The sequence below is a fragment of the Prosthecobacter fluviatilis genome, from assembly GCF_042655725.1.
Taxonomy (GTDB): Bacteria; Verrucomicrobiota; Verrucomicrobiia; order Verrucomicrobiales; family Verrucomicrobiaceae; genus Prosthecobacter; species Prosthecobacter fluviatilis.
Genome location: NZ_JBHSMQ010000001.1, coordinates 814973 through 839514, shown reverse-complemented (window position 1 = coordinate 839514; position 24542 = coordinate 814973). Strand labels below are relative to the sequence as shown.

Genomic DNA, 24542 nt, shown 5'->3' with positions numbered 1-24542 from the left:
TGACAGAATGCAAGTCCGCAGCCTCTTTTCGCTCCCGGCTGGGAGACGAAATCACCGCCGGGTCTGGCGCACAGACCCGGCGGGATTCGAGACAAACGAACTGCGCGAACTAGTCGAGGATGTTGGCCACGCGGCCGGCACCCACGGTCTTGCCACCTTCACGGATGGCGAAGCGGATGGTCTTTTCCATGGCGATCGGGGTGATCAGCTCGACTTCGATCGAGACGTTGTCACCAGGCATCACCATTTCCACGCCTTCAGGAAGCTTCACGCTGCCGGTCACGTCCGTGGTGCGGAAGTAGAACTGCGGGCGGTAGTTGTTGAAGAAGGGGGTGTGACGGCCGCCTTCGTCCTTGGAAAGGACGTACACTTCAGCGGTGAACTTCTTGTGCGGGGTCACGGAGCCGGGCTTGGCGATGACCTGACCGCGCTCGATGTCGGTCTTCTTGGTGCCGCGAAGCAGAAGGCCCACGTTGTCGCCTGCACGACCTTCGTCGAGCAGCTTGCGGAACATTTCGATGTCGGTGACGGTGGTCTTGGCGGTCGGACGGATGCCGACGATTTCCACTTCGGACATCTTCTTGATGATGCCACGCTCGACACGGCCGGTGCAGACGGTACCACGACCTTCGATCGCGAACACGTCTTCCACGGGCATGAGGAAGTCCTTGTCGATCGGACGCTCTGGCAGCGGGATGTAGCTGTCCACAGCTTCCATGAGCTTGAGGATGTTGCCTTCATGCTCGGCGTCACCTTCCAGAGCCTTCAGGGCGGAGCCCTTCACGATCGGGATGTCGTCACCTGGGAAGTCATACTTGGAAAGGAGGTCACGGACTTCCATCTCCACGAGGTCGAGGAGCTCAGGATCGTCCACCATGTCCACCTTGTTCATGAACACCACGAGGGCGGGCACGCCGACCTGACGGGCGAGCAGGATGTGCTCACGGGTCTGGGGCATCGGGCCGTCGGCGGCGGAGACCACGAGGATCGCTCCGTCCATCTGGGCGGCGCCGGTGATCATGTTCTTCACATAGTCAGCGTGTCCGGGGCAGTCCACGTGTGCGTAGTGGCGCTTGTCGGTCTCATACTCCACGTGGGCGGTGTTGATCGTGATGCCGCGTTCCTTTTCTTCAGGTGCTGCGTCGATCTGGTCATATGCACGTGCCTGGGCGAAGCCTTTCTTGGAAAGGACGGTCGTGATGGCGGCGGTCAGGGTGGTCTTGCCGTGGTCAACGTGGCCGATGGTGCCGATGTTGACGTGCGGCTTGTTGCGTTGGAATGCTTCTTTAGCCATGGTGGAGTTAGTTGAGGGGGTGCGCTTGGGACTGGTTCGTTTGTCGTGTTTCGAAGATCCCCACGGACAGCCACTGGAGCTGTTAGAGGGACTTGAACCCTCGACCTCGTCCTTACCAAGGACGTGCTCTACCACTGAGCTATAACAGCGTAACCGGCGGCGGCCTGATGAGAGACCTCCTCCTCTTTCGACAAGAAAACCGGGATATGAACACCTCCATAACTGGCGTCAGGAGACAGTACACCCCGGCTTTTTTCCGAAAAAGTGGCGCGATACTAGGACGGCTGAGGTCACTGTCAAAGACTATTTCATTTGTTTGAGAAAGAATGGCGAATATTTCGCCGTGAATCACCTCCCCCCAAGGCGGCCATTGGCAGCGAATGCCAGCCCTCCCCTTCCCCACGCACCGCCACCATGCGCTACGCTCTCGCCAGCCTCGCCCTCCTGCTGCCTGCGGGCCTGAATGCGGCGGATGATGCGGCGGCAGTGCTGAAAGACCTCGTCAAAAACGTGCGCGCCGGCCGCCAGGAGGCGCTGGCCCCGCTGCAGGAGCTGCACGCCCAGCGCCTGGCCGGCGAGGCCGTGCTCTCCCTCGTCAATGACAGGCGCACGGGCCTGGGCATCAAGCTGCGGCTCGCCGAGATCGTGGCCGCATGGCCTGCGGGCGAAGGGCGCCGGACGCTGGCGGACTGGCTGGCCAGGCACCCGGGGTGCGATGGCGATGCGCTGCTGTTTTTCGCCAGTGCGCACCTGCCGGAGACGCGCAGCTTTTTCTGGGGCCTCCTCTCGCAGCCCAAGGGCCCGCTGGCCACGGCCAAGGAGCCGGTGCGCCTCGCGCTGGCGGCACGGGCGCTGGGCGCCTTTCCGGACCATCCGGACCCCGTGGTGGCCCGCGTGGCCGCACTGCTGGACGCCGCGTGCCCGCACGTCATGCGCGCCTGCGCGGCGGAGGCGCTGGGCGGCATGCGCAGCCCCGTGGCGCTGCAGGCCCTGCTGCCCTGGCTGAATGACGACGCCATCGGCCAGAGCGTGCATGCCTCGCTCTTCCAGCTCACCGGGCAGGACTTTGCAGACGATGCGGAGAAGTGGAAAGCCTGGCTGGCAGAGCAGGGCCGGAGCCTGCCGTGGAAGATGCTGCCCCGCAGCGACTACGCCGAATACCTCAAGCTGCAAAAGCTCCTCAAGCCCCTGGAGGACGACCCCGCCGCCATGGCAGCCATGGCCAGCTTTTACGGCGTGGAGTTTCGCGGCAAAGGCGCGCTTTTCATCCTGGACGTGAGCGGCAGCATGAACGCCGACGGCCGCATCGGCAAGCTCCGGGGGCAGATGAGCAACCTCCTCACCGCCCTGCAAAACAAACCGTCCCGGCTGCGCTACGGCATCCTCACCTTTGGCGAAGACGTCACCCCCTGCTTCTCCGGGCGCGGCATGGCGCTCAATGACGAGAAAAACCACCGGCAGGCCGTGAGCTTTGTGGACCGCCTCGAAGCGCGCGGCGGCACGCCTATGTGCGAGGCCTTCACCCACGCCCTCACCCGCATCCTCCCGGAGGGCGGCATCGACTCCATCTACTTCCTCAGCGACGGCCAGCCCAGCGACGGCACCCCCGCCATGGTGCTGGATCTCGCGCAGCGCATCCATGCCGAGTACCGGGTCCGCATCCACTGCATCAGCATCGGGGAGGAAACCCCGCCCGGCAGCGCCGAGCCCTCCCTGCTCAGGCAGATCGCGGAGGCCTGCGAAGGCACGTTTACCGTGCCGCCGTGAGCGCTCACAGCTCCGGCCGTAGGCTGGGTGTGTTTGGCGTCGAAGGCATTCCAAAGCTCCAACGCCCCTTCCGCCAAACCGCCCGACTGTCAGCATGTTCGCATGCCGTGACGATTGCCTTATGCTTCCAGAAGCACCCGCTTCCCTCCTCCGAGTTGCCCAGTTTCCACACCTAAGCACGGCAACTCGGCAACTCGCATTTTCAGAGATGGCAAAGCTGTGCAAGGAAAGGCATCCCAATGTCATTGCATGACCACTCATGGTATTTCATAGCTGAAACAGCCACCCACTGACGGCAACTTTCCAGCCCCGGCGAGTTGCCATGATTTCCGGGCGCGGAGGCTGCGTATCCAGCCCGGCGGAGAGGGATCGTCCCGATCCCTCAGCGCTCCGCTTTCAGCCCAAAACTCCGCACGAACAGAAGCGCCCAAGACCCTCCATTTTAAGAGCCGTGGGCAAGACGGCGCATGGAGGGATCAGGATGATCCCTCTCCTGCCAGAGGCTCTGGATGGCTTGAAGGAGGGGGACCATCCTGGCCCCCTTTCGGCAGCGCGACGCGATGCAGCGCCCTGGATAAAGCTGAGCGTTGGATGCACGCGGCGCGTGGAGGCATCAGGATGATCCCTCTCCTCCGGCAGCAGGCGCGCAGACTTCCACAGTTTCAACGGGGGCTGGTGTGTGTATCCGACCCAAGGCCGCAGAAGAAAGCATTGAAGAGCCAGAGATCTGGAAAAGGAAGCGGCTATCTTTGTGAGGGATCAGCAGGGTCCAAAGAGTGAAAAAAAGAGATCAGCGGAGGCAGTGCGCGAACTGCTTGATCTGGGACTTCGTGAGTTCATCGAGAAGTTTGAAGCAAAGCTCAATAAACTAGGGCCTCTTTTTACTGACCATAAAGTGAGAGTAAGCCCCGGAGCAATGGGTGGGGGGTATAACCAGTGAGTCCAAACCCTTGGCTATCTTGGAATGGCTCATTCAACTCTCCAACCAGCCTTCTCAATTCTCGGTAACGCATGAATTCCTTGGTTATGGGACAGCCCATCCATTTAACTTACAGGCCTCATTTAAACTTCAATTCGGTGAGTATCGTTACATTCCAACCTTCGATAATACAGAGCAGTTCCGCAGCCCCTACACCGAACCCGTCCTCCCAGACGAAGCCGAAGCCCTCGCCAACAAAGCCCTGGCTCACGCCTTCGCTGAGATCAAAAGACACAGCGGCAGCCAGGAGTAAACAGCGCTCTTGGACGGGATGCATTCATCCCCTGACACACACATCACAGTTCAGCTTTTCAAACCCAGCGCCTGAAAGGCTGCAGCGTTTTTGGAGTGCGGCTGCGCAACCCTGAAGGGGTGGAGCTGCCGCTTTCGAGCGTCTCGCGGCAGGCGTGTGCTGACCGGCCTGCGTCACTCCACCGGCTCCCGCCTTCGGACCTGCCAGCACGTCGAAAGCGGTAGCTGCGTTCGTCCCTCACTGCGCGACCGCAGTCCATATCTGAAGCGATCCGACCCGGGGCTTTTCGAAACTCCAGAACACGGTGCCATGACCAACTCACACACTCCCCCGTTGAAACTGTGGAAACAGTGGAAGTCTCCCATCGGCAGGCGGAGCCTCCCCGACGCGAGTTGCCGAGTTGCCGTGCTTAGCACTGGAAACTCGGCAACTTCGGGAGGGTGATCGCGCTGACGCCGTGCAGGAAACCGCAGCAGGATACAAACGTTGGAAAGCGGTGGCAATGCGATGCAGGCTGATGAAAGCGCTCAGGTCCAAAAGCACTCCAATGATGGCAACTCGGGAGGGTCTCTGAGTTGCCAGGGTTTCCACTCATGCTTCGGAGCCTTCCACGCGCCACCAGGCACAGACAGGGTCGTACCTGCCCCCGTTGAAAATGTGGAATTTGAGGAAGCTGCTTTTCGGCAGGACCGAAAAAGCTTGGCATGGTGGCTACGGCCTGATGTTTTGAAAACTCTCTCCCCAGCATGACCACTCCCTCCGAACTGACCGTGTACAAAGCCTTCATCGACGGCCTGATCTCCCGCCGAGGAACTCTGGATTACCGGCTCCAGGCCTTCAGTGCCGGGGAGTGGCCGCGCGAGCATGCCGAAAAGCTCAGCGCGCTGCCGGAAGACATCCGCGATGCCATTCGCTCCATCATGATCTCCACTGCGGAGGCTGCCACGCACGATGCGCTGGCCTACCTGGAGGAGCAGGACGTGCGCCTGGAAGCAGGCGGCGCAGCCCTGCCCCATGCCCCCTTTGGCTCTTCTTTGCACGAAGACTGGGCACTGCGTGTGCAGAATCTGCCGTGGCCGGATGAAGAGGAGTGAACGAGGACGCACCATTCCACCCTCACTCCCCGCTTGAGCCTTTCCGCCCCCTGCACTAGTTTGCACCGTCATGAAAATCATCGCCTCTTTCCTCATTGTCGCTGTTTTCTCCCTCGCCTCCTGCCGTGGCAGCGGCGGCCCCATGACCCGCGCAGGGCGCGGCGTGGACCACGCCTTTGAAAAGACCGGCCAGGGCATTTCCAAGGTCGGTCGCAAGATCGAGCACACCTTCTGATGCCCGCTCAGCCGGGCACGGCCATGCTCCCCGCCAGCACCTTCTTCATCACCGGGCCCACGGCCTCGGGCAAGTCCGCCTTGGCCATCGCCCTGGCGCAGCACGTGGGCGGGGAGATCGTGAATGCGGATGCCTTTCAGCTCTACGCGGGGATGGACATCCTCACGGCCAAGCCCTCCCCGGCGGAGCTGGCGCAGGTGCCGCACCACCTCTACGGGGTGATCCCCCTCACGGAGGCCTGCGATGCTGCCAGCTACCACGCGCTGGCACTTCCCGTCATTCAGGGCATCGCTGCGCGGGGCCGCGTGCCCATCGTGGTGGGGGGCTCCGGGCTTTACATCAAGGCGCTCACCCACGGGCTCTCTCCCCTGCCCGCCGCCTCGCCGCAGCTGCGGGCGCAGTTTCAGCACCTGAGCCCCGGCGAAAAAATCGTGTGGCTGCTGCAGCGCGACCCCGAGGCCGCCACCACCGTGAACCTGCGCAATCCCCGCTACGTGGAGCGCGCGCTGGAGATCTGCCTGCTCTCCGGCCGCCCGCAGTCCGGCCTGCGCCGCTCCTTTGAGCAGGCCGAGCCGCAGGTGAGCGGCGTCATCCTCACCTGGGACCGCGAGACGCTGTACCGCCGCATCAATCAGCGCACGCTGGACATGTTTGCCGCCGGGCTCATCGGGGAAGTCCGCGCCCTGGGCCCGCTCTCGCCCACGGCGGAAAAGGCCATCGGCCTGCGCGAAGTGCGCGCCCACCTGGCCGGGCAGGCCACGCTGGAGGACACCGTCGCCGCCATCCAGCAGGCCACGCGGCACTACGCCAAGCGCCAGATCACCTGGTTTCGGCGCGAGCGCTGCTTCCAAACGATTTGCCTCGATTCCCTTCCGGCGGCACAGTACGCGCTCCCCCATCTCCTCGAACTTTTTCCATGCCTCCGCCCGACCAGCCCGCCAGCCCCGTCTTCGTCAATCTAGGCCCCCGCAGCTACCTCGTGCAGGTGGGGCGCGGCCTGCTCAAAACGCTGGGTGAAGAGGTGAACTCAAAGCTGCCGGACCGCACGAGCTGCGCCGTGATCACCGACTCCACCGTGGGCCCGCTCTACGCCGAGACCGTGCTGCAAAGCCTGCGTGAGGCCGGGAAAAAGCCCCACCTCATCACCGTGCCTGCCGGGGAGGCCTCCAAATCCCTCGCCAAGAGCGAATGGGTGCTCAGCGAGATGGTCACCGCCGGACTGGACCGCAAAAGCTTCGTCGTCGCCCTCGGCGGTGGCGTCATTGGCGATCTCGCGGGCTTCTGCGCCGCCGTTTACCAGCGCGGCATCCCTTACGTGCAGGTGCCCACCACCGTGCTCTCCCAGGTGGACAGCTCCGTGGGCGGCAAGACCGGCGTGAACCTGCCGAATGCCAAGAACATGGTCGGCTGCTTTCACCAGCCCGTCCACGTCATCGCAGACCTGGACACCCTCGGCTCCCTCCCCGCCCGCGAATGGAACGAAGGCTTTGCGGAAATCATCAAGCATGCCTGCATCCGCGATGCCTCCATGCTCCAGGCCATCGAAGACGTCGCCGCCGGCAAGGGCGACATCGTCGACCTCATCCGGCGCAACATCGCCATCAAAGCCGCCGTCGTGGAGGCCGACGAGCACGAGACCCTCGGCATCCGTGCGCTGCTGAATTTTGGCCACACCCTCGGCCACGCCATCGAGGCCGCCGCAGGCTACGGCAGGCTGCTGCACGGGGAGGCCATCAGCCTCGGCCTGCGCGCCGCCGCCTGGCTCTCCACGCAGGTGGGCGATCTCACCAGCGCTGAGTACGAGCGCATCCTCGCCCTGCTCAAGCTCTACGACCTCCCCCTGCGCCTGCCCGACGACCTCGACACCGAGGAGCTCATGCGCATCACCCGCACCGACAAGAAATTTGAAAACGGCAAGATCCGCTTCGTCCTCCTGCGCAAGATCGGCGACGCCTACGTGAGCAAGGACGTCCTCGAAGGGCACCTGAAGCAGGCGCTGGAGGAGCTGCGCAAATGACGAATGAGTAAATCCGAATGACTCATTTCCAGCCACCGGCTTAGGACACTCCCGGGTCTTTGCTTCTTCCATCCCGCATTCGACGCTCAATGCTCGAGGGCGAGTAGGAGGACGAAATAAATGCCATGCCACATTCGTCATTCAGGCTTGGACATTGTTTCGTCATTCGGATTTACTCATTCGTCATTCTGATCCCATCCGATGCGCTTCCTCACCCCCAGCTACCTGCACCTCCTCTGGCTCGCGCTGATCCCGCTGGTGCTGTGGCTCTTCCGGCGGCAGGCGCGGCGGGTGCCGGTGTCCACGCTGCTGTTTTTCAAATCGCTCGCGCGTGAGCATCAGGAGTCCGCGTGGCTGCGCCGCATCAAAAAATGGCTCTCGCTCATCCTCACGCTGCTGGTGCTGCTCTTTGCCATCCTGGCGCTGGCGCGGCCCAGCGGCACGCTTTCCGCAGACGCCGTCAGCGCCGCCGTGGTGGTGGTGGACTGCTCCGCCTCCATGGCCGCGCAGGACGTGCAGGGCCAGACCCGGCTGGACGCCGCCAGGCAGCGCGTGAAGGAGCGCCTCCGCACCCTGCCAGACCAGGCCGTGGTCTCGCTCATCGCCTTTGACGCACGCCCCCGCGTGCTGCTCTCCCGCAGCCGCAACCACCGCGAATGCCTGCGCCTGCTGGAGGAGCTCACGCCCGCGCCCATCGAGGGCAAACCCGAGGCCGCCCTCACCGTGGCGCAGCGCCTCGCAGACCTCGAGTCCCGCTCCAGCATCTGGGTGGCCAGCGATCTGCAGCCGCCCGCCAGCACAGCGGTCGACTGGATTCCCGTGGCCCTCAGGGAGCCGCTCAATGTGGGCCTCACCGGCTTTCAGATCCGCCACAGCCCGCTGGCGCGTGACCGCTACGAGGCCTTTGTCAAAGTCAGCGCCTCCGCCGGCAACGCCGCCAAGGCCACCACCACGCTGGAGGTCACCATCTCCGGCCGCATCGCCCAGCTGCGGGAGCTGGAGCTCGCCCCTGGAGAATCCAGCGCGCTCATCCTGCCGCTGGAAGGCGTGCGCGGGCAGCAGATGGAGATCCGCCTCAAGACCGCCGGCGACTGCTTTGGCTGGGACGACGCCCTCGCCGCGCCGCTGCCCAAGACCAAGCCGCTCAGCGTGGCCTACTTTGCCGAGAAGCCCGACCCCTTCACCGAGCTGGCGCTCTCCGCGCTCATCGAAAACGGGCGCATCGAAATGCGCAAAGGCGACCCAGCGGCCTGGCCGCCCAAAGAGCAGCCGGACGTGTACATCTTTGAGCACTGGCTGCCCAAGGAATGGCCCGCAGGGCGCCCCGTGATCGCCCTCACCCCGCAGGGCAGCTCCGGCCCGGTGCAGACGCGCCGCAGCAGCAGCGTGCCGTATGATGGTGTGCGCAGCGTGCAGCCAGACCACCCCGTGCTTTTTCGTGCCAGCAGCAGCCGCATCGCCCTGACCCAGACCACCCTGCTGACCCTGCCCACCTCCATCGAGCCGCTGTGGTTTGCCGGCAGCGAGCCCGTGCTGGCCGCCGGGGAGTACGAGGGCCAGCGCCTCGTCTGCACCGCCTTCTCGCCCGCGCAGTCAGAGCAGCTCGCGCTGCTGCCCTCCTTTCCCCTCATCCTCGGCAATGCCCTCTACTGGTGCGCCGAAAACAGCGAAGCCCTCACCGACACCCGCACCCTGCACACCGGCGAACTGCTGCACACCGGCAGCCTGGTGCAATGGCATGCGTGGAATGGCAGCTCCTTCATCGAAGTGGCGGACGATCCCGCGCACGGCCTCCTCGCCCTCAGCCGCATCGGCGCGTGGGAAACCGGCGACCGCAGCGGCGCCTGCGCCCTGATCTCCGCCGCCGAGACGGACCTGCCCGCCCTCGCTGCTGATGCCGCGCACTCCACACAGCCCGCCGCCCCGCTCATCACCGCCAGCGCCTTCAGCACCTGGCCGCAGCGCCTCATCTGGCTCGCACTCACGCTGCTGCTGCTGGAGAGCTTTCTGTTTCACCGCAAGGCGGTGTATTAAAGTAGCCCTGTTCCTGCGGAACAGGGGAAAGCGCCGCAAACACCTGCGGTGGGAAGCACCGTAAAACTTGGGCGATCCAGTGATATTCCTTGTTGCACAGCAAGAAGGCTACTTTGCTGGCGAAAGCTCTCCGCCCACTCCCGGAGGGAGCATGGAAATTAGCCGGTGGTGAAGGGAGCGTAGCGACCGGGAACCGCCGGATTTACGCATTATCCATCGTTTATATTGGGCCGCGCCCTGGAAGGGCGCGAGAAGCGTTCAAACCACCCTGCATTCCCTTTCACCACAAATACCGTTCGTCGTATTCCACCATCCCGCGCTGCAGCATTGCCTTGTATTCCTCTTGAAAGGTCTTCACCCGATGATGCTCCTCCTGGTTCAGCACGTACGAGCGCACCGACTCCAAATCGGGTGCGGCAAACGTGAACGCACCATAGCCCTCCTGCCAAGTGAACCCTGCCTGCCGCAATTCCTCATGAATCCAGCGTGATGACTCGCTTTTGATCTCGCGCATCACATCAGCCAGGCAATGCGTGGCCCGTAAACCCGCAGCGATGTGGATATGGTCGCCTGTTCCGCCCACCGCATGCGCGGTACCATTCATGCTGCGGATGATGCCGCCGATGTATTCATGGACACGTTTGCGTGCGGTCGGGGCCAGCCGGGGTTCACGGTTCTTAGTGCTGAACACGACATGATAGTGCAACGATAGATGCGTCGAGGGCATGGGAAACGTTTTCCGCCACATGCGCTAGTTCGCAATCATCGATTTCTGGCGTGCCGGAGGCACGAGAGATATTAGCCGGTGGTGAAGCGAAACCGCGAAGCGGTGCAGCGAGAACCACCGGAATCGCGCCATCCACCGCACCCGAATCACGGTAGCGCCCTTGAAAGGCGCGAGAATCAATCCTGGGTCATGCATCCACATTTGCCGGGCGGCATTCGAACCCTTCTCGCGCCCTTTCAGGGCGCATCGCTTGAAGATGCGATAGGGCGACTCGATCCGGTGGTTCCCGCTCGCCAAGCCTCGCTTCACCACCGGCTAATTTCCGTGCACCCTCCGGGAGCCCTTTGCATGACAGACTGCCACGCCACAGAGCACATGCGGGTCCGCCCCCCAAACCCCGCCCTTGAAAACTTGTTCACAGCCGTTACGATTATTCACAGGAAAAACGCCCTGAAAAATCCCACATCTTGTTTAAGATGTCTTAATGACCCCCAAGATAGCGTGGAATTTTGGGTTCACTCTTGCGGGCATCTGGCGCGGAATGGTTCAGTCCATCTCAGTACTCACCGCGAAGTCATTCGTCCTTCGGATTTCTTCACCCGTCTTTTCATCTCCGCCCCTTCATCGTCATGTATCTCAAGAGCCTCACCCTTCACGGCTTCAAGTCCTTTGCGGACAAGACCCATTTCGAATTCCACAAAGGCGTCACCGGCATCGTGGGCCCCAACGGCTGCGGCAAGTCCAACGTGGTCGATGCCATCCGCTGGGTGCTGGGCGAAACCTCCGCCAAAGCGCTGCGCGGCGATGAAATGGCGGACGTCATTTTCAACGGCACCGACAAGCGCAAGCCCGTGGGCCTCGCGGAAGTGACGCTGACCATGGCGGACTGCGAGCAGTCGCTGAACGTGGACTTCAACGAAGTCGCACTCACCCGCCGCGTCTTCCGTGACGGCCGCAGCGAGTACCGCCTCAATAACACCATCTGCCGTCTCAAGGACATCCACGATCTCATCGCGGGCACCGGCATCGGACGCGCGGCCTACTCCATCATGGCGCAGGGCCAGATCGACATGCTCCTGAGCTCCAAGCCGGAAGACCGCCGTACCGTTTTCGAAGAAGCCGCAGGCATCACCAAATTCAAATCGCAGAAGCGTGAAGCCCTGCGCAAGCTGGAATACACCGAGGCCAATCTGCTGCGCGTCGCCGACATCGTCGCCGAAGTGAAGCGACAGATGGGCACGCTGCAGCGCCAGGCCGCCAAGGCACGCCGCTACCAGGCCCTGCTGGAGGACACCCGCCTGCTGGACACCCACCTCGCGCACAAGCAGTACACCGAATTCAGCGGGGAGAAGTCCGAGGCTGAAAACCAGGTGCGCATGATGGCGAACCAGATCGAGGAGCTGCAGCACCGCCTGCAAGTGGCCGAGACCGAGGCCGCGCAGACGCGCGAGGCCTACCACGCGCTGGAATCCCAGATCAGCCAGGCACGCCAGCAGGCGCAGGAACTGCGCTCGCAGATGCAGAGCGCGCAGAGCCGCATCGGCTTCAACCGTGAGCGCACCGAGGAGCTGGAAGGCCGCCTGCGCCAGAACGAGGAGCAGATCGCCGCCAACGAAGAGCTGCTGGACCAGGCACGCCGTGACCTCGCCAGCGCCGACGAACAGCTGCTCGCCATCGCGGACAACATCCAGACGCGCCAGATGGCGGTGAACGAGCACGCCAGCCAGCACCAGAACATCATGCCGGAGCGCAACCGTCTGGAAAGCGACCGCCGCGCCATCCGCGAGTCCATCCGCCAGTTTGAAGGCCAGATCGCCGCCAGCGAGGCGCGCGCGCAGTCCCTCGGCAATCAGATCTCCGGCGACCGCCAGCGCTTTGAATCCCTGGCGCATGACCGCATGACGGCGCAGCAGGCGCGCGAGGCCAGCCAGATCGAATTCGACGAGCTGCAGCGCAACATCCAGGAGCTGGAGGACACGCGCAACCAGCTCGAAGAAAAGGCCAAGGACTGCGCCCGCGAGATGATCGAACGCCGCCGCCAGCGCGACGCGATGAACAACGAGCTCAACGACCTGCAGCGCAACCTGACGCAGCGCAAGTCACGCCTCGAGATCATCGAGCAGCTCCTCCAGAAAGGCGAAGGCCTCTCCGCCGGCACGCAGAAGGTCATCAGCGGCCTCGACAATCCCGAAGTCTATGGCGTCGGTGTGCGCGGCCTGCTGGCCTCCAGCATCGAGGTGGAGCCCGAGTACATCACCCCCATCGAAGCCGCGCTCAAAGACCACCTGCAGGCCGTCCTTCTCACCGAGAGCGAGCTCGCCGCGCAGATCATCGACCGCCTCACGGACCACAAGATGGGCCGCGCCGCGCTGGTGCCGCATGATTTCTGCAACCTGCGCAACGCCGCCGACCGCGAGCTGCTGCCCGCCGGCGCACTCGCCTGGGCCACGGACAAGGTGCGCGTGAAGACCGGCGTGCAGGGCCTCATCGACCACCTGCTGCACAATGTGGTGGTCGTGGACGACCTCCACACCGCCCTGCGCATGAAGCGCGAGATGCCCCACCTCGCCATCGCCACCATGCGCGGAGAGTTCATCACACATGATGGTATCATCACCGGCGGCGCCAGCAAGGAGGAGGGCTCCTCCACCCTGCGCCGCGAGGCCGAGGTGCGCCAGCTCCGCGCCGAGGTGGAGGCGCTGGAGTACCAGTACATGGAAAAGGAGGACGCCGTGAACAGCGTCACCGCCCAGCTCGAGGAAATGCAGCGCGAGGAAGTCTCCCTGCGCGAGCAGTCCCAGCGCGCCCGCGAGGGCTTCTCCCAGTTCCAGGGCAAGATGAGCGTCGTGCAGCGCGCCCTGCAGCAGGCCACCACCAAGCTCGAAAGCGTCGAGTGGGACCAGAACCAGATCCAGGAGCGCATCAGCGGCTCCGAAAGCCAGATCACCCAGCTCCGCGAGGCCGTGGCCATCGCCCAGGAGCAGCTCGAAACCTCCCGCATCCGCGAGGCCGAGCTGGAGCTGGAAATGGAGTCCTTCCTCCGCCGCGAGCTGGAGTCCAGCGAGCGCCTCAACGAGCTGCGCACCGCGCTGGCTCTGGAGCAGAGCGCCCTGCAGTCCATCGAGCGCCAGAAAGCCCCGCTCGGCGTGCGTCTGCAGGAGCTGCAGGCCGGCATCAACCGCTTCTCCGAGGAGATGAACACCTGGCGCATGCGCATCCAGCAGAGCGAGGCGGAAAACGCCCGCTTCCAGGAGCAGATCGAGTCCCAGCGCGACACCATCGGAGCGATTGAAGAACACCTGCAGTCCAAGACCGAGGAGCGCGCCGGATTGTTTGAGCAGGTCAGCCAGCTCGAGTCCCAGCTCACGCAGCTGCGCCAGAGCTTCAACGGCCTCAACGAATCCCGCAACCGCGCCGAAGTCACGCTCACCCGCGTGGACCTGCGCCTCGAAAACCTCATCAACCAGGTGCAGGAGCGCTACAGCTTCCACATTGAAGCCTTTGAGCCCGACTACCACGTGCTCATGATGACCATCGAGGAGCAGAAGAAGAACCGCAGCCGTGGAAAAAAAGGCGCCGCCAGCACCGCCGAAAGCAGCTCTGCCGACGACAGCGCCGACGCCACCGCCGAAGCCCCTGAAGAGCCCGAGGCCGAAGAAGCCCCGCAGGTGCGCGCCGTCTCCAACCGTGACGACGATGCCGTGGACATCGACGAGGTCGTCATCCCCGGCCAGGAGGCCGAGCCCGACTGGGCCTTCGTCATGGAGGTGGTCTATGAGCTGCGCCAGAAGCTCGAGGGCATCGGCCCGGTGAACCTCGACGCCATCCAGGAGTTCGAAGAGCTCGAAGAGCGCCACAACTTCCTCGACACCCAGCACAACGACCTCGTCAAATCCAAGGACGAGCTGCTGCAGGTCATCGCCAAGATCAACGACACCACAAAGACCATGTTTGTGGAGACCTTTGAGCAGGTGCGCGGCTTCTTTAACAACAATTTCCGCGAGCTCTTCGGCCCCGCCGCCAAGGCCGACCTCATGCTGGTGGATGAAAACGATCCGCTGGAGTCCGGCATCGAAATCATCGCCAAGCCCCCGGGCAAAAAGCTGCAGACCATCAGCCTCCTCTCCGGTGGCGAGCGCAGCATGACCGCCGTGGCCCTGCTCTTCTCCATCTACCAGGTGAAGCCCAGCCCCTTCTGCGTGCTGGACGAGCTTGATGCACCTCTCGATGAAACGAACATCGGCCGCTTCCTCAAGATGCTGGACGCCTTCATCGACAACTCCCAGTTCATCATCGTCACGCACAACAAGCGCACCATGAGCCGCGCGGATGTGATCTACGGCGTGACCATGCAGGAGTTCGGCGTCAGCAAGCCTGTGGGCGTCCGCATGACCACGGAGGACACCCGCACCCTGGCCAAGTCCGCCCAGGAGCTGGCCCTCGAAGCCCCGAACCAGCAGAAGCGCCGGAAGAAGTCTGACGACGCCAATGCCGCTGAAGGTGAAGACGCCGACGAAGCCGCAGACGCAGCGAGCGCCGAGGCCTCCGAGTCCACCCCCGTCAACGAAGACCTCGATGAGGAGCAGGCCCGCCTGACCGCCATCGAGGAGCAGGAGGAGCAGACACCTGCGGCGCTGGTGTAAACACACCGGAGCAAGGTCCTGGTTGATTCGCTGCGCTGCCCTTCGGACTCCATAAGGTCGTCTGTCTCGCTTCGCTAGGCTGTCCTCGATTCTAACGCTCCCGAAAAGCGCGTGCCACGTCCTTGGTCCGCAGCGCATGTATTGTAGTTCCGCCTTCAGGCGGCTTCGGATTCTGGACTCCACACGCTGGATTCCAGGCTCCTTGCTTTCTTAATACCATGATGCGTTGAAAACGACTCTGAAGGTGGAGGCACGATCCGACGGAGGGGGATCATCTTGATCCCCCCACCTGCAGCGTGTTCGTGGATGTTCGAGGGCGCTGGGCGACGCGTGAGCGTGTGGGATCGGGACGATCCCACTCCTCCAGAGCGCAGGCTGGCCGCATGGAATGCTGGCTTTCACCCATGAGACCCGTTTTCAGCTGTACGTGGTATAAAGCCGGTACTACAATACGGTACTGGGTGGCTGGGAGCTTCCAGGGCTTGGCGCGAGTGCTCGCCTCATCATCCCCTCAAACCTCTCCCGCAGTTCCTCGTCCCCCACACGCTGCGCCAGTTCGATGAGCTCCAGGTATGCGCTCCGTTCCTCCGGGTAGTAAAACAGGATCTTCTCATACTCCTGCACTGCCGCCTCCACCTTGCGCTCCTGGCTGTACTTGCGTGCCAGCACGTAGGACAGCGGCGGCTTCTCAAACTCCTCCGAAGGGTAAAACAGCTCTGCAAACGGCTGCGCAATCCACTCGGCCAGCTTTACAGCCGTGTCCGGCGCCAGCAGCAGCACCGCAGCCACGAGCAGCAGCATGCTGCCGATCACCAGAAAGGCCGCAGAAAGCCAGTCCATCCTCAGCGCTGCGCACATCAGCCACACACTCGCCAGCAAGGCGAGTCCGGCGAGAATCCTGCGAGCTTTCTGCCAGTGCATGCACAGGGATAAATCCGATCACAAGCTCTGCAACTGCGAGGCCAGCACCTTCGTCTGCCGCACGCATGCCCCGGCGCTGTTCCAGCTTTGCGCGCCCCGCTACTTCACCGCCTCATACAGCGACGCAATCCCCAGCGTGAGCTGGCGTGAGCCCGCGCTGCTGAAGCCATTCGCACAGATCAAAGACTCCATCTCACGGCCGGAGGGGAAGCGCTCGATGGACCCGCAGAGATAGACATAAGCCTCGCGCTTGCCGGTGATCCACCCAGCCACGCGGGTCATGACCTCCTTGAGATAAAACAGGTACAACTGCCGGATGCCCGGGATGCGCGGGATGGAAAAATCGAGCACAAACAAGCGCCCGCCGGGCCGCAGCACGCGGCTCATCTCCTGCAGGGCGGCGGGCCAGGAGGCCATGTTGCGCAGGCCAAAGGCAACCGTGAGCACATCAAAGGAATTGTCCTGAAAAGGCAGCGCCAGGCCGTCTGCAGCCACCAGGGCGCGGAGCTGGCGCTTCTGCGCCTCACGCATCATCGGCACCGAGAAATCCGCGCCCAAAACTTTGGCCTGCGGACAGGCAGCCTGGATGGCCTGGGCGAGATCTCCGCTGCCGGTGGCGAGATCGAGCACACGCTGCGGATTCAGCTCTGCAATGCGCCGGGCCGTGGTGCGGCGCCAGAGGCAGTCGATGCCGAGGCTGAGGACGTGATTTGCCAGCACATAACGCGATGCGATTCCCGCAAATGCCTGCCTCACAAATCCTGCGTCTTGCATGTGGCTTTCTGTGTAACCGGTCACCCGGGCGGCACTGTTGCCGCTGGATGGTGCTCACGAGAGGACTCGAACCTCCACGATGTTACTCACTAGAACCTGAATCTAGCGCGTCTACCAATTCCGCCACGTGAGCAAAGGAGTCGGGTTGACCGGGGACGGGAGTTTTGACCAAGCTGGAAAATACTCAAGCGAGAAAATGACTTTCTTCTAGCCGCAGGGCTGGCCCGGGTTTAGTCGCATGGGCATGTCCTTTCGTCTTGAAATGCTGCAGGTGGCGCGCCTGGCGCCCAAACTCCTCGGAGAATCGGCGGAGCTGGTGGAGGCTTTTCTGCGCTCCCGCCTCTCCCCCGAGGGTGGTTTCCTGGACCGCAACGACAAGCCGGACCTCTACTACACCGTGTTTGGCCTGGAGGGCCTGCAGGCTCTTTCCGTCGATGCCGCCACCCTTCCCGATGTGCGCCCCTGGCTGAAGCCCTTTGGCGACGGCGAGCGGCAGGATTTCGTACACCTCTGCTGTCTGGCACGCTGCTGGGCCAATGCGGGCATGGCGGACTTTTCAGCGGCCTCACGTGAAGCGCTGGCGGCACGCATCGAGGCCTTTCGCTGCCCGGACGGCGGCTACCATCAGGCCCCCGGCCGGGCCAAAGGCAGCGCCTACGGCTGCCTGCTGGCCTGGGGTGCCTACCAGGACCTCGGCGGCATGCCTCCCGAGCCCTGGCGGCTGGCGGAGTGCATGGGCGGCCTGCGCACGCCCGATGGTGCCTGGTCCAATGAGCCCGGCATCCCCGTGGGCTCCACCACCGCCACCGCAGCCATGGTGGCCCTGCACCGCCACATGGACATGGCACCGCCCGCTGAGGCCGTGGACTGGCTGATGCGCCAGTGCCTGCCCGCAGGCGGGTTCCTGGCCCTCCCCGCCGCCCCCATTCCCGATCTGCTCTCCACCGCCGTGGCCCTGCATGCACTGGATGCCGTGCAGGCAGATTACTCACGCCTCAAAGAGCCCTGCCTCGACTTTGTCGATTCCCTCTGGGATGCCACCGGCGGCTTCCATGGCAACTGGACCGACGACATGCTCGACTGCGAGTACACGTATTACGGGATGCTCGCGCTGGGGCATCTGGCATAGAAGCTTGGAAAGGAGAGGGATCGTCCCGATCCCTCACGCTTCCGCACCGCCCATCTCACACTATCCAAACCAGGGGATCAGGATGATCCCCCTCCGCCAGATTCGACACACCAGGACACAAAAAACCCGGACATCGCTGCCCGGGTTTTCTGAAGAGTTCTGGAAGGCGTCGTGTTACGCGATGACTTCGCTGAGGATGCGGCCACCGTTGACGATGTCGATGGGGCGTCCGCCGTCGGCCATGATGCGCTTCTCGCTGTTGATGCCGAGGAGGCGGTACATGGTCTTGGCAAGGTCTTCCGGCCCCACGGCGTCACGGTCAGGCTCACCGCCCAGCGCGTCGGAGGCGCCGTGGATGTAGCCTTCTTTGACACCACCGCCGGCGAGGGCGACGGAGAACACGCGCGGCCAGTGGTCACGGCCGTTGGTGCCGTTCACCTTCGGCGTGCGGCCGAATTCTGAGCTGACCATGACGAGCGTGCGCTTGAGCATGCCGCGGTCGGCGAGGTCGGTGATGAGGCGTGCAAAGGCCTGATCGAAGTTCGGAGCCTGACCGGTGAAGGCATCCTTGATGTTGGAGTGGTGGTCCCAGCCGCCGTAGTTCACGGAAACCATGCGCACACCGGCCTCGACGAGGCGGCGGGCCAGCAGGAAGCGCTGGCCGGCGGTGTTGCGGCCGTATTCGTCGCGCAGCTTGTCAGACTCCTTGGTCAGGTCGAAGGCTTCGCGGGCCTGCTTGCTGCTGATCAGGCCGTAGGCGGCCTGGTAGAAGCTGTCCATGGCGCTGATGGAGTCGGCTTTTTCCACGGCTTTGAAGTGCTCGTCCACCGTGCCCAGAAGGTTGCGGCGGCGGTCAAAGCGCTTCTCATCCACGTCCTTCGGAGTCAGGAGGTCACGCACGGTGAAGCCTTTGTCCGCAGGATCGCTGCCGAGGGCAAAGGGGCCGAAGGCGCTGCTCATGTAGCCGGTGCCCTGGTCTGGAGCGACCATGTTTGGCACCACCACATAAGGAGGCAGGTTGTTGCGGCTGCCCTGCTCATGGGAGATCACGGAGCCGAAGCTTGGGAACTTGATCGCCGGGCTCGGACGGTAGCCGGTGAACATGTTGTGCGTGCCACGCTCATGGGCGGCTTCACCGTGGGTCATCGAGCGGATGACGGTGAGCTTGTTCATGATCTTGGCGATGTTCGCAAACTTCTCACCCACGTATTCCCCGGGGATGGAGGTCTTGATCGGGGTGAACGGGCCGCGGTAGTCAGGCGAAGCAAAGGGCTTCGGGTCCCAGGACTCGTGCTGAGCCATGCCACCGGGGAGGTAGATGTGAATGATCGAGTCAGCGACGGGCTTGAAGCTTTCCACTTCAGGCATGACCTGCGCCGCCTGAAGGCGCATCATCTCAGGCAGAGTCAGGCCGAGACCGCCGAGCATGCCAACGTAGAGGAAATCACGACGGCTGACACCGGAGCGCAGATCAAGGTGATTGCCTTGGCAGAGAGAATGCATTTTCATAAGGAGGGAGGGGTGTTGTTGCTGGAATCGAGATGAATTACGGGAGTGCCCCGGCGATCTTGCATATCTTGCTAAAAATGCCGCAAATCGTGCGCCACCCGCCTCAGGGCGTCACCCAGCCAGGCTGGATGATCTTGTGGATCCACACCTGGAAATCCACCGGAGCATCCGGCGGAAATTTCAAATTCAGCATCATCGGCACCGTGGCGTCCTCGCTGAGCTGCAGCTGGTAGTCCAGCACCTTGGAGATCGGGCCGCCCTTCTCGGCGTAGCCATACACCACCTTGGCGCCGGGTTCGGAAATGTTGCGCAGGCTGTAGCACTGCAGCCTGGAGGGGTCACCAAACTGGTTTTCAAAATGCCCTGCCGGAGACACATACACCCGGAAGAGCGTGGGAATGGCCTGCCTCTGCTCCAGAAAATCCGACCACGCCATCTCGCCAGCGCCCACGAATGACTCCCAGTCCACCCGCGGCCCGGCCGGCGTGTGCTCCACCGTGGCCACGCGCCTGCCCCCGCCTTCCAGCACCACCACATGCTGGCTGAACTTGGGGGAAAGCTCCGTCGCCTCGACGATGGAGTCAAACGAGATGGCCCCGTCCGGATTTTTGGAATAGTAGGTGCTCATCAGCGGGGCCACGCGCAGGCGGTCGCGCACCAGCAGCACGCGCTCCTTCCAGGTGGCCGTCGCGAGAAACTTGCCCAGCACCTCCTCCGCCGCAGCCAGCTTTGCCAGATCTCCGCCCTCGACCTTGGACATGGCGCTGGCCGTTTTCAGCTCTTCACTGCCCGGGGGGCGAAACACCAGATTTCCCGGGCTCACCATCTGTGGCGTCGGCTCCTCAGGCTGCATGAGCGCAGTGCCTGGCGGCAGCACAGCAGCGGGCTTGTCCTCCTGCTGGGTCTCCGCAGCCTTGGCCAGCTTGGAGGCCAGCGTCTCCTCCTTCTTCGGCTCCGAGGGCAGCAGGCTCCAGACCACGAGCACAAGCACTATGAAGCCCACCACTCCGGCGCCGATGAGCAGGCGCTTGCGGAACTGCTGGATCTCCGGGTCCATGCGCATGCGGTCAAAGGCATCTCCGGGCAGCGGCTGCGGCTCCTGGTCTGCGGCGGCTGCGGCGCTCGGCTCGGCTGCGCCGGTGGGCTCGTTCTGCGTCATCAGCAGCGCGCGGCGCTTGGTCTTGGTGGTCTTTTCCGCCATCTGCAGCATCACCATCTGCCCGCACTCAGGGCACGGGCGTGAGCGCGTCACTGAAGAAACCTGGATTTCGACAGTCTTTTCGCAATGGGGGCAGACGAGGGTGGTGGCCGGCATTCTGGGCTGGTCGTTGATGAAAGGGTGGTCAATGTGGCTGCTGGAATGAACTGCCGCAACCTGTGGTTGTTCAATTTCCCGTCCACACATCCGCCGTCATGCCGCCGCTGCCGCGCAGGCGCAGCAGGCCCCAGCTCATCATGATGCGGGCATCCTCCCAGATGTACTTCGTCTTGGTGCCCAGCTGCACCAGGATCACCTCCCGGCTGCCGCTGGCGGCGCTGGAGATCAGGCAGCGTCCGCTGGCCACGGTGTAGCCGGTCTTCATGCCGTTGCACTCGGGCATCACGCCCAGCAGCTCGTTGGTGTTGGTGAGCGAGATGTAGCGCCCGCTCGCAAACCGGAAGCCGAAATGCTTGCGGCGCACCACATCGCGGATCACGCCGTTGCGGTACGCAGCCATCGCCACACGCGCCATGTCACGCGCGGTGGAGTACTGCCCGCCCACGGTGAGCCCGTGCGGGTTTTTGAAATGGGAGTTTGCACAGCCCAGCGCGCGGGCCTTGGCGTTCATTTTGGCGGCAAAGGCGCTGATGCTGCCCGCGTTGTCACGCGCCAGCACGTTGGCCACATCGTTCGCGCTCTTGATGAGAAAGGCGTAGAGCAGCTCCCGGCGCGAGTACACCTCCCCCGGCTTGATGCCGAGCCGCGTGGGCTCCACCGCCACGTCAGAGGCCTGCACGCGCACCATCTTGTCCAGGTTGCCTGCGTCCAGCACCACCAGGGCCGTCACCAGCTTCTGGGTGCTGGCCACGCCGCGCGCGGTTTCAAAATTGCGTCCCGCCAGATGCTGCCCGGTGCGCGCATCCAGCAGCAGGTAGGAGGCGGCGCGGATGGCAGGGCCGGAGGTGGCCACCAGCATGGGGCGCTCCGGCAGCAGCACCGGCATGACCAGCGCATCATCCCCCTGGGCATACATGTGCTGGGTGTTTGGCGCGACCGGGATGGCACGCACCACCCCCTGGCCGGCACAGCTCGCCAGCAGCGCGGCTGCAGCTCCAATCATCAAAAGTTGGGTCAGTCTCATCATCGTGAAGGAACGCCACATCCGCCTGCAGTTTTCATGCCGGGCAGGGCGGCCATGGCGTGCCGCATCTAGGCCACCCCGCGTTTGTTGTCAAACCTTGCGCCCTCCGCCGCGCGCTCCATGTTCCGCCCATATGGCACTTATCATCAACGGCGAACAGATTGACGACGAAAACATCGAGGCGGAGTTCCGCCACATCAAAGGTCACTACGAGCGCACCCTCCAGGTGGCCTGCTGCGAGCGCGACCCCGAATTTCGCGGCATCGCCAAGGACAACCTCATCTCTCGTGCCCTCCTCGGCCAGGAAAGCCGCCGCCGCCACCCCGAAGTCTCCGAGGCCGAGGTCACCGCACGCCTGCAAAAGCTCATCGAAGAGGCTGGCGGCGAAGATCAGTTCTACATGAACATCGGCATGCCCGTCAAAAACGAGGCCCTCATCCGCGACAACGTGGCAGGCGGTGTACGGCTGGACAAAACCCTGCAGGAAATCTACGCCCCCGAGCCCGAGCCCACCGAGGCCGACCTGCGCGCCTGCTACGAGGCCAACCTCAAGCACTACATGACCGACGAGGAGATCCAGGCCTCCCACATCACCAAGAGCCTCTCAGGCGCCAGCAGCCGCCAGGAAATCTACCACACCATGCGCGACGTCCGCCAGCAGCTCCTCGCCGGGGCCGACTTCAACAAGCTGGCCGAAGAGCATCGCACCGCCGAGCAGCAGCAGATCGACCTCGGCTGGTTCAAGCGCGGCGAGTTCATGGAGGAGTTTGAGACCATCGCCTTCTCCATGGGAGAGGGGGAGATCAGCCCCGTCTTCACCACCCAGCTCGGCTTCCACGTCTGCACCGTCACCGGCCGCCGCCCGTCCGTGGCACGCCCCTTTGAGGAGGTGAAGGCCGACGTGAAAAACCGCTTCATCGAAGAATACCGCGACAAAAAGTTCAACGCCTTCCTCGAAGAGCTCAAAGCCACCGCGAAGATCGAGGACACCGACCCCGAAGGCACAAACTGCGGGCATTGATGGGAAAGTGAAAAGTAAAAAGGGCGGAGAAGCCCCTCCCCCTTTTCACTTCTTCCACACTCACATCTTCGCGATCACCGGCAGCGGTGTGCGGCCCGACTCCACAGGCTCCGGCAGCGAGTCCATGGGCGGCGGGCCGGGGAAGTTGTCGTCCACAAAGCGCCGCCAGGTGTCGCGCGTTTTGGCTGAGATGAAGCCCTGCACCGTGTCACCGCACTTGCCGCAGATCATCACGCTGTGCAGGAGGGAGAGCCCCTCGCACACGCCCGTGATGACAAAATCATCCATGCCAGGCGCATCCCGCCGGGCATCACAGACAGCACACGAGTCCAGGCCGCGCTCCAGCGTCACCTGCTCGTTCTGAAACTGCGACAGCCGGTTCTTCGACTCCTGGGAAAACTCCTCCATCATCTGCGTGCGGCAGTGGTCGCACAGCGCATACTCCATCACGCATTCGCCGCGCTTGTAGGCCTTCGAGATCTGAAAGCCGCCGGGAAAGTCCGGCAGCGACTCGCCGCAGCGCGTGCAGTTCTGGAAAGGGCGCTCTTCATACTCGCACCGCAGGTCGGGCGGGATCGGCGGCGGCTGTTGGAGATCGTGATCAGACATCGGCTTGTTTGCAACAAAGCGCACACCATGCCAGTTTCACAGTCCAAACCCATGCGCGCAACGCTTTTCCTCAGCCTCCTCCTCTCCGCCGCCCTGCATGCCCAGCCTGCGGAATGGCCGGACTCCCGCGGCAACGCGGCCATGACGGGCGTCTCCCCCGTCGAACTGAAGTTCCCGCTGGAGCTCGCCTGGCAGTTCAAGCTCATGGACAAGCCCAAGGGGCAGGCGGAGATGCTCGTCTCCAGCGCCATCGTCCGCAGCGGCAAGGTCTATCTGGGCAGCAAGGACGGCAAATTTTTCTGCCTCGACCTCGCCACCGGCAAGGAAGTCTGGAAGGCCGAGGCCAAGGGGGCCTTTGACGGCGCCGCCGCCTTTGCGGGCGATCTCGTCGTCGTGGGCTGCCAGGATGGCTTTGTCTATGCCTGGAACGCCGACACCGGCAAGGAGGCCTGGAAATTTGAAACCCAGGCCGAAATCCACGCCGCCGCCAATGTCTGGACAGACCCCGCCACCAAGGCGCAAAAAATCATCATCGGCAGCTACGACTACTCCGTTTACTGCCTCGACGCCAAGACCGGCGCCAAGGACTGGGCCGCTGAAACCGGCTATTACATCAACGGCGGCTGCGCCATCGGCGACGGCAAGGTCGTCTTTGGCGGCTGCGACAGCGTGCTCCACGTGCATGATGTGAAGACCGGCAAGGAGGAGCGGCAGATCGAGGTGGGGGCCTACATCGGCAACAACGTCGCCATCGCAGACGGCGTCATCTATGTCAGCCATTATGGCAACCGAGTCGGTGCCTACCGCGTCGCCGACGGCATGAAGGTCTGGGAGTACGGCGAGCGCGAATTTGAATACTACGCAGCGCCCGCCATCTGGGAAAAGGGCGTCTATGTCGGCGGGCGGGACAAGCGCTTCCACGCCATCGACCGCGTCACCGGGGCGCAGCTCTGGGAATTCCGTGCGCGCGACCGCATCGACAGCAGCGCCGTCATCTGCGCCGGCAAGGTGGCTCTCTTCGGCAGCGACGACGGCTACCTCTACGCCCTCGACCTCAAGACCGGCAAGGAAGTCTGGCACAACGAGATCGGCGCGCCCGTGAAGACCTCGGCCGCCGTAGCCGGAAACCACGTCCTCTTTGGCGCGGATGACGGGGTGCTCTACGTGTTTAAGAATGGGAAGTGAGATTGGGAA

19 protein-coding genes and 2 tRNA genes are annotated in these 24542 nt (G+C 63.4%); 11 read left to right on the top strand and 10 right to left on the bottom strand.

From position 1 onward, the window contains the following. Positions 1-109 precede the first annotated feature (109 nt). Both tuf and ACFQDI_RS03190 read right to left on the bottom strand, forming a co-directional pair. Positions 110-1294 carry an elongation factor Tu gene (tuf, locus tag ACFQDI_RS03195; protein WP_377163331.1) on the bottom strand — a complete coding sequence of 395 codons (1185 nt, stop codon included), beginning with the start codon at positions 1292-1294 and terminating at the stop codon, positions 110-112. A 74-nt stretch (positions 1295-1368) separates the two neighbouring features. After that, a tRNA-Thr gene (locus tag ACFQDI_RS03190) sits at positions 1369-1443 on the bottom strand. A gap of 265 nt (positions 1444-1708) precedes the next feature. Between ACFQDI_RS03190 and ACFQDI_RS03185 the strand changes: the two genes are divergently transcribed. The 7 genes from ACFQDI_RS03185 to ACFQDI_RS03155 all read left to right on the top strand — a co-directional run bounded on the left by ACFQDI_RS03185 (position 1709) and on the right by ACFQDI_RS03155 (position 9673). Continuing rightward, positions 1709-3061, top strand: coding sequence for a VWA domain-containing protein (locus tag ACFQDI_RS03185; RefSeq protein ID WP_377163329.1), 1353 nt, complete (start codon positions 1709-1711; stop codon positions 3059-3061). Positions 3062-4020: 959 nt separating this feature from the next. Next, a complete protein-coding gene (locus tag ACFQDI_RS03180; protein ID WP_377163327.1) occupies positions 4021-4293 on the top strand; it encodes a hypothetical protein in 273 nt (90 codons plus the stop codon). Positions 4294-5039: 746 nt separating this feature from the next. Next, positions 5040-5387, top strand: coding sequence for a DUF6547 family protein (locus ACFQDI_RS03175; RefSeq protein ID WP_377163325.1), 348 nt, complete (start codon positions 5040-5042; stop codon positions 5385-5387). 70 nt (positions 5388-5457) lie between these two features. Further along, positions 5458-5622, top strand: coding sequence for a hypothetical protein (locus ACFQDI_RS03170; RefSeq protein WP_377163323.1), 165 nt, complete (start codon positions 5458-5460; stop codon positions 5620-5622). After that, positions 5622-6584, top strand: coding sequence for a tRNA (adenosine(37)-N6)-dimethylallyltransferase MiaA (miaA, locus tag ACFQDI_RS03165; protein WP_377163321.1), 963 nt, complete (start codon positions 5622-5624; stop codon positions 6582-6584). Before ACFQDI_RS03170 ends, miaA begins: the two co-directional genes overlap by 1 nt. Beyond that, entirely contained in the window at positions 6539-7639 is a 1101-nt protein-coding gene (gene aroB / locus ACFQDI_RS03160) for a 3-dehydroquinate synthase (RefSeq protein ID WP_377163319.1), read from the top strand. Before miaA ends, aroB begins: the two co-directional genes overlap by 46 nt. A 201-nt stretch (positions 7640-7840) precedes the next feature. After that, positions 7841-9673, top strand: a complete 1833-nt coding sequence (locus ACFQDI_RS03155; protein WP_377163317.1) for a vWA domain-containing protein — start codon at positions 7841-7843, stop codon at positions 9671-9673. 280 nt (positions 9674-9953) lie between these two features. Here ACFQDI_RS03155 and tnpA read toward each other — a convergent pair whose 3' ends face one another. Then, a complete protein-coding gene (gene tnpA, locus ACFQDI_RS03150; RefSeq protein ID WP_377163316.1) occupies positions 9954-10400 on the bottom strand; it encodes an IS200/IS605 family transposase in 447 nt (148 codons plus the stop codon). Between the two features lie 629 nt (positions 10401-11029). On the opposite strand from tnpA, the gene smc reads away from it, so the two are divergent. Then, complete coding sequence (smc, locus tag ACFQDI_RS03145; RefSeq protein WP_377163314.1) at positions 11030-15043, top strand: chromosome segregation protein SMC; 4014 nt, start codon at positions 11030-11032, stop codon at positions 15041-15043. 444 nt (positions 15044-15487) lie between these two features. Here the strand turns inward: smc and ACFQDI_RS03140 are convergent, their stop codons facing one another. The 3 genes from ACFQDI_RS03140 to ACFQDI_RS03130 all read right to left on the bottom strand — a co-directional run bounded on the left by ACFQDI_RS03140 (position 15488) and on the right by ACFQDI_RS03130 (position 16871). Beyond that, on the bottom strand, positions 15488-15964 hold the full coding sequence (locus ACFQDI_RS03140; protein WP_377163312.1) for a hypothetical protein: 477 nt from the start codon (positions 15962-15964) through the stop codon (positions 15488-15490). 99 nt (positions 15965-16063) lie between these two features. Then, complete coding sequence (locus ACFQDI_RS03135; RefSeq protein ID WP_377163310.1) at positions 16064-16738, bottom strand: ubiquinone/menaquinone biosynthesis methyltransferase; 675 nt, start codon at positions 16736-16738, stop codon at positions 16064-16066. A 48-nt stretch (positions 16739-16786) separates the two neighbouring features. Further along, positions 16787-16871: transfer RNA gene (locus tag ACFQDI_RS03130), tRNA-Leu, on the bottom strand. A 111-nt stretch (positions 16872-16982) separates the two neighbouring features. Between ACFQDI_RS03130 and ACFQDI_RS03125 the strand changes: the two genes are divergently transcribed. After that, positions 16983-17867 carry a prenyltransferase/squalene oxidase repeat-containing protein gene (locus ACFQDI_RS03125; protein ID WP_377163308.1) on the top strand — a complete coding sequence of 295 codons (885 nt, stop codon included), beginning with the start codon at positions 16983-16985 and terminating at the stop codon, positions 17865-17867. A 174-nt stretch (positions 17868-18041) separates the two neighbouring features. On the opposite strand, the gene ACFQDI_RS03120 is transcribed toward ACFQDI_RS03125, so the two are convergent. The 3 genes from ACFQDI_RS03120 to ACFQDI_RS03110 form a co-directional block, all read right to left on the bottom strand. Further along, a complete protein-coding gene (locus tag ACFQDI_RS03120; protein ID WP_377163306.1) occupies positions 18042-19376 on the bottom strand; it encodes a DUF1501 domain-containing protein in 1335 nt (444 codons plus the stop codon). 103 nt (positions 19377-19479) lie between these two features. Then, complete coding sequence (locus ACFQDI_RS03115; protein WP_377163304.1) at positions 19480-20691, bottom strand: hypothetical protein; 1212 nt, start codon at positions 20689-20691, stop codon at positions 19480-19482. 70 nt (positions 20692-20761) lie between these two features. Further along, the gene (locus ACFQDI_RS03110) at positions 20762-21718 is read right to left on the bottom strand and encodes a D-alanyl-D-alanine carboxypeptidase family protein (RefSeq protein ID WP_377163302.1); all 957 of its coding nucleotides are present in this window, start codon (positions 21716-21718) and stop codon (positions 20762-20764) included. A gap of 133 nt (positions 21719-21851) precedes the next feature. Between ACFQDI_RS03110 and ACFQDI_RS03105 the strand changes: the two genes are divergently transcribed. After that, positions 21852-22739: a peptidylprolyl isomerase gene (locus tag ACFQDI_RS03105; protein WP_377163300.1), complete on the top strand. Its 888-nt coding sequence runs from the start codon at positions 21852-21854 to the stop codon at positions 22737-22739. Positions 22740-22799: 60 nt separating this feature from the next. On the opposite strand, the gene ACFQDI_RS03100 is transcribed toward ACFQDI_RS03105, so the two are convergent. Further along, positions 22800-23348, bottom strand: coding sequence for a hypothetical protein (locus ACFQDI_RS03100; RefSeq protein ID WP_377163298.1), 549 nt, complete (start codon positions 23346-23348; stop codon positions 22800-22802). A gap of 51 nt (positions 23349-23399) precedes the next feature. Here ACFQDI_RS03100 and ACFQDI_RS03095 point away from each other — a divergent pair, with 51 nt between their 5' ends. Continuing rightward, positions 23400-24533 carry an outer membrane protein assembly factor BamB family protein gene (locus ACFQDI_RS03095; RefSeq protein ID WP_377163296.1) on the top strand — a complete coding sequence of 378 codons (1134 nt, stop codon included), beginning with the start codon at positions 23400-23402 and terminating at the stop codon, positions 24531-24533. Positions 24534-24542 lie beyond the last annotated feature (9 nt).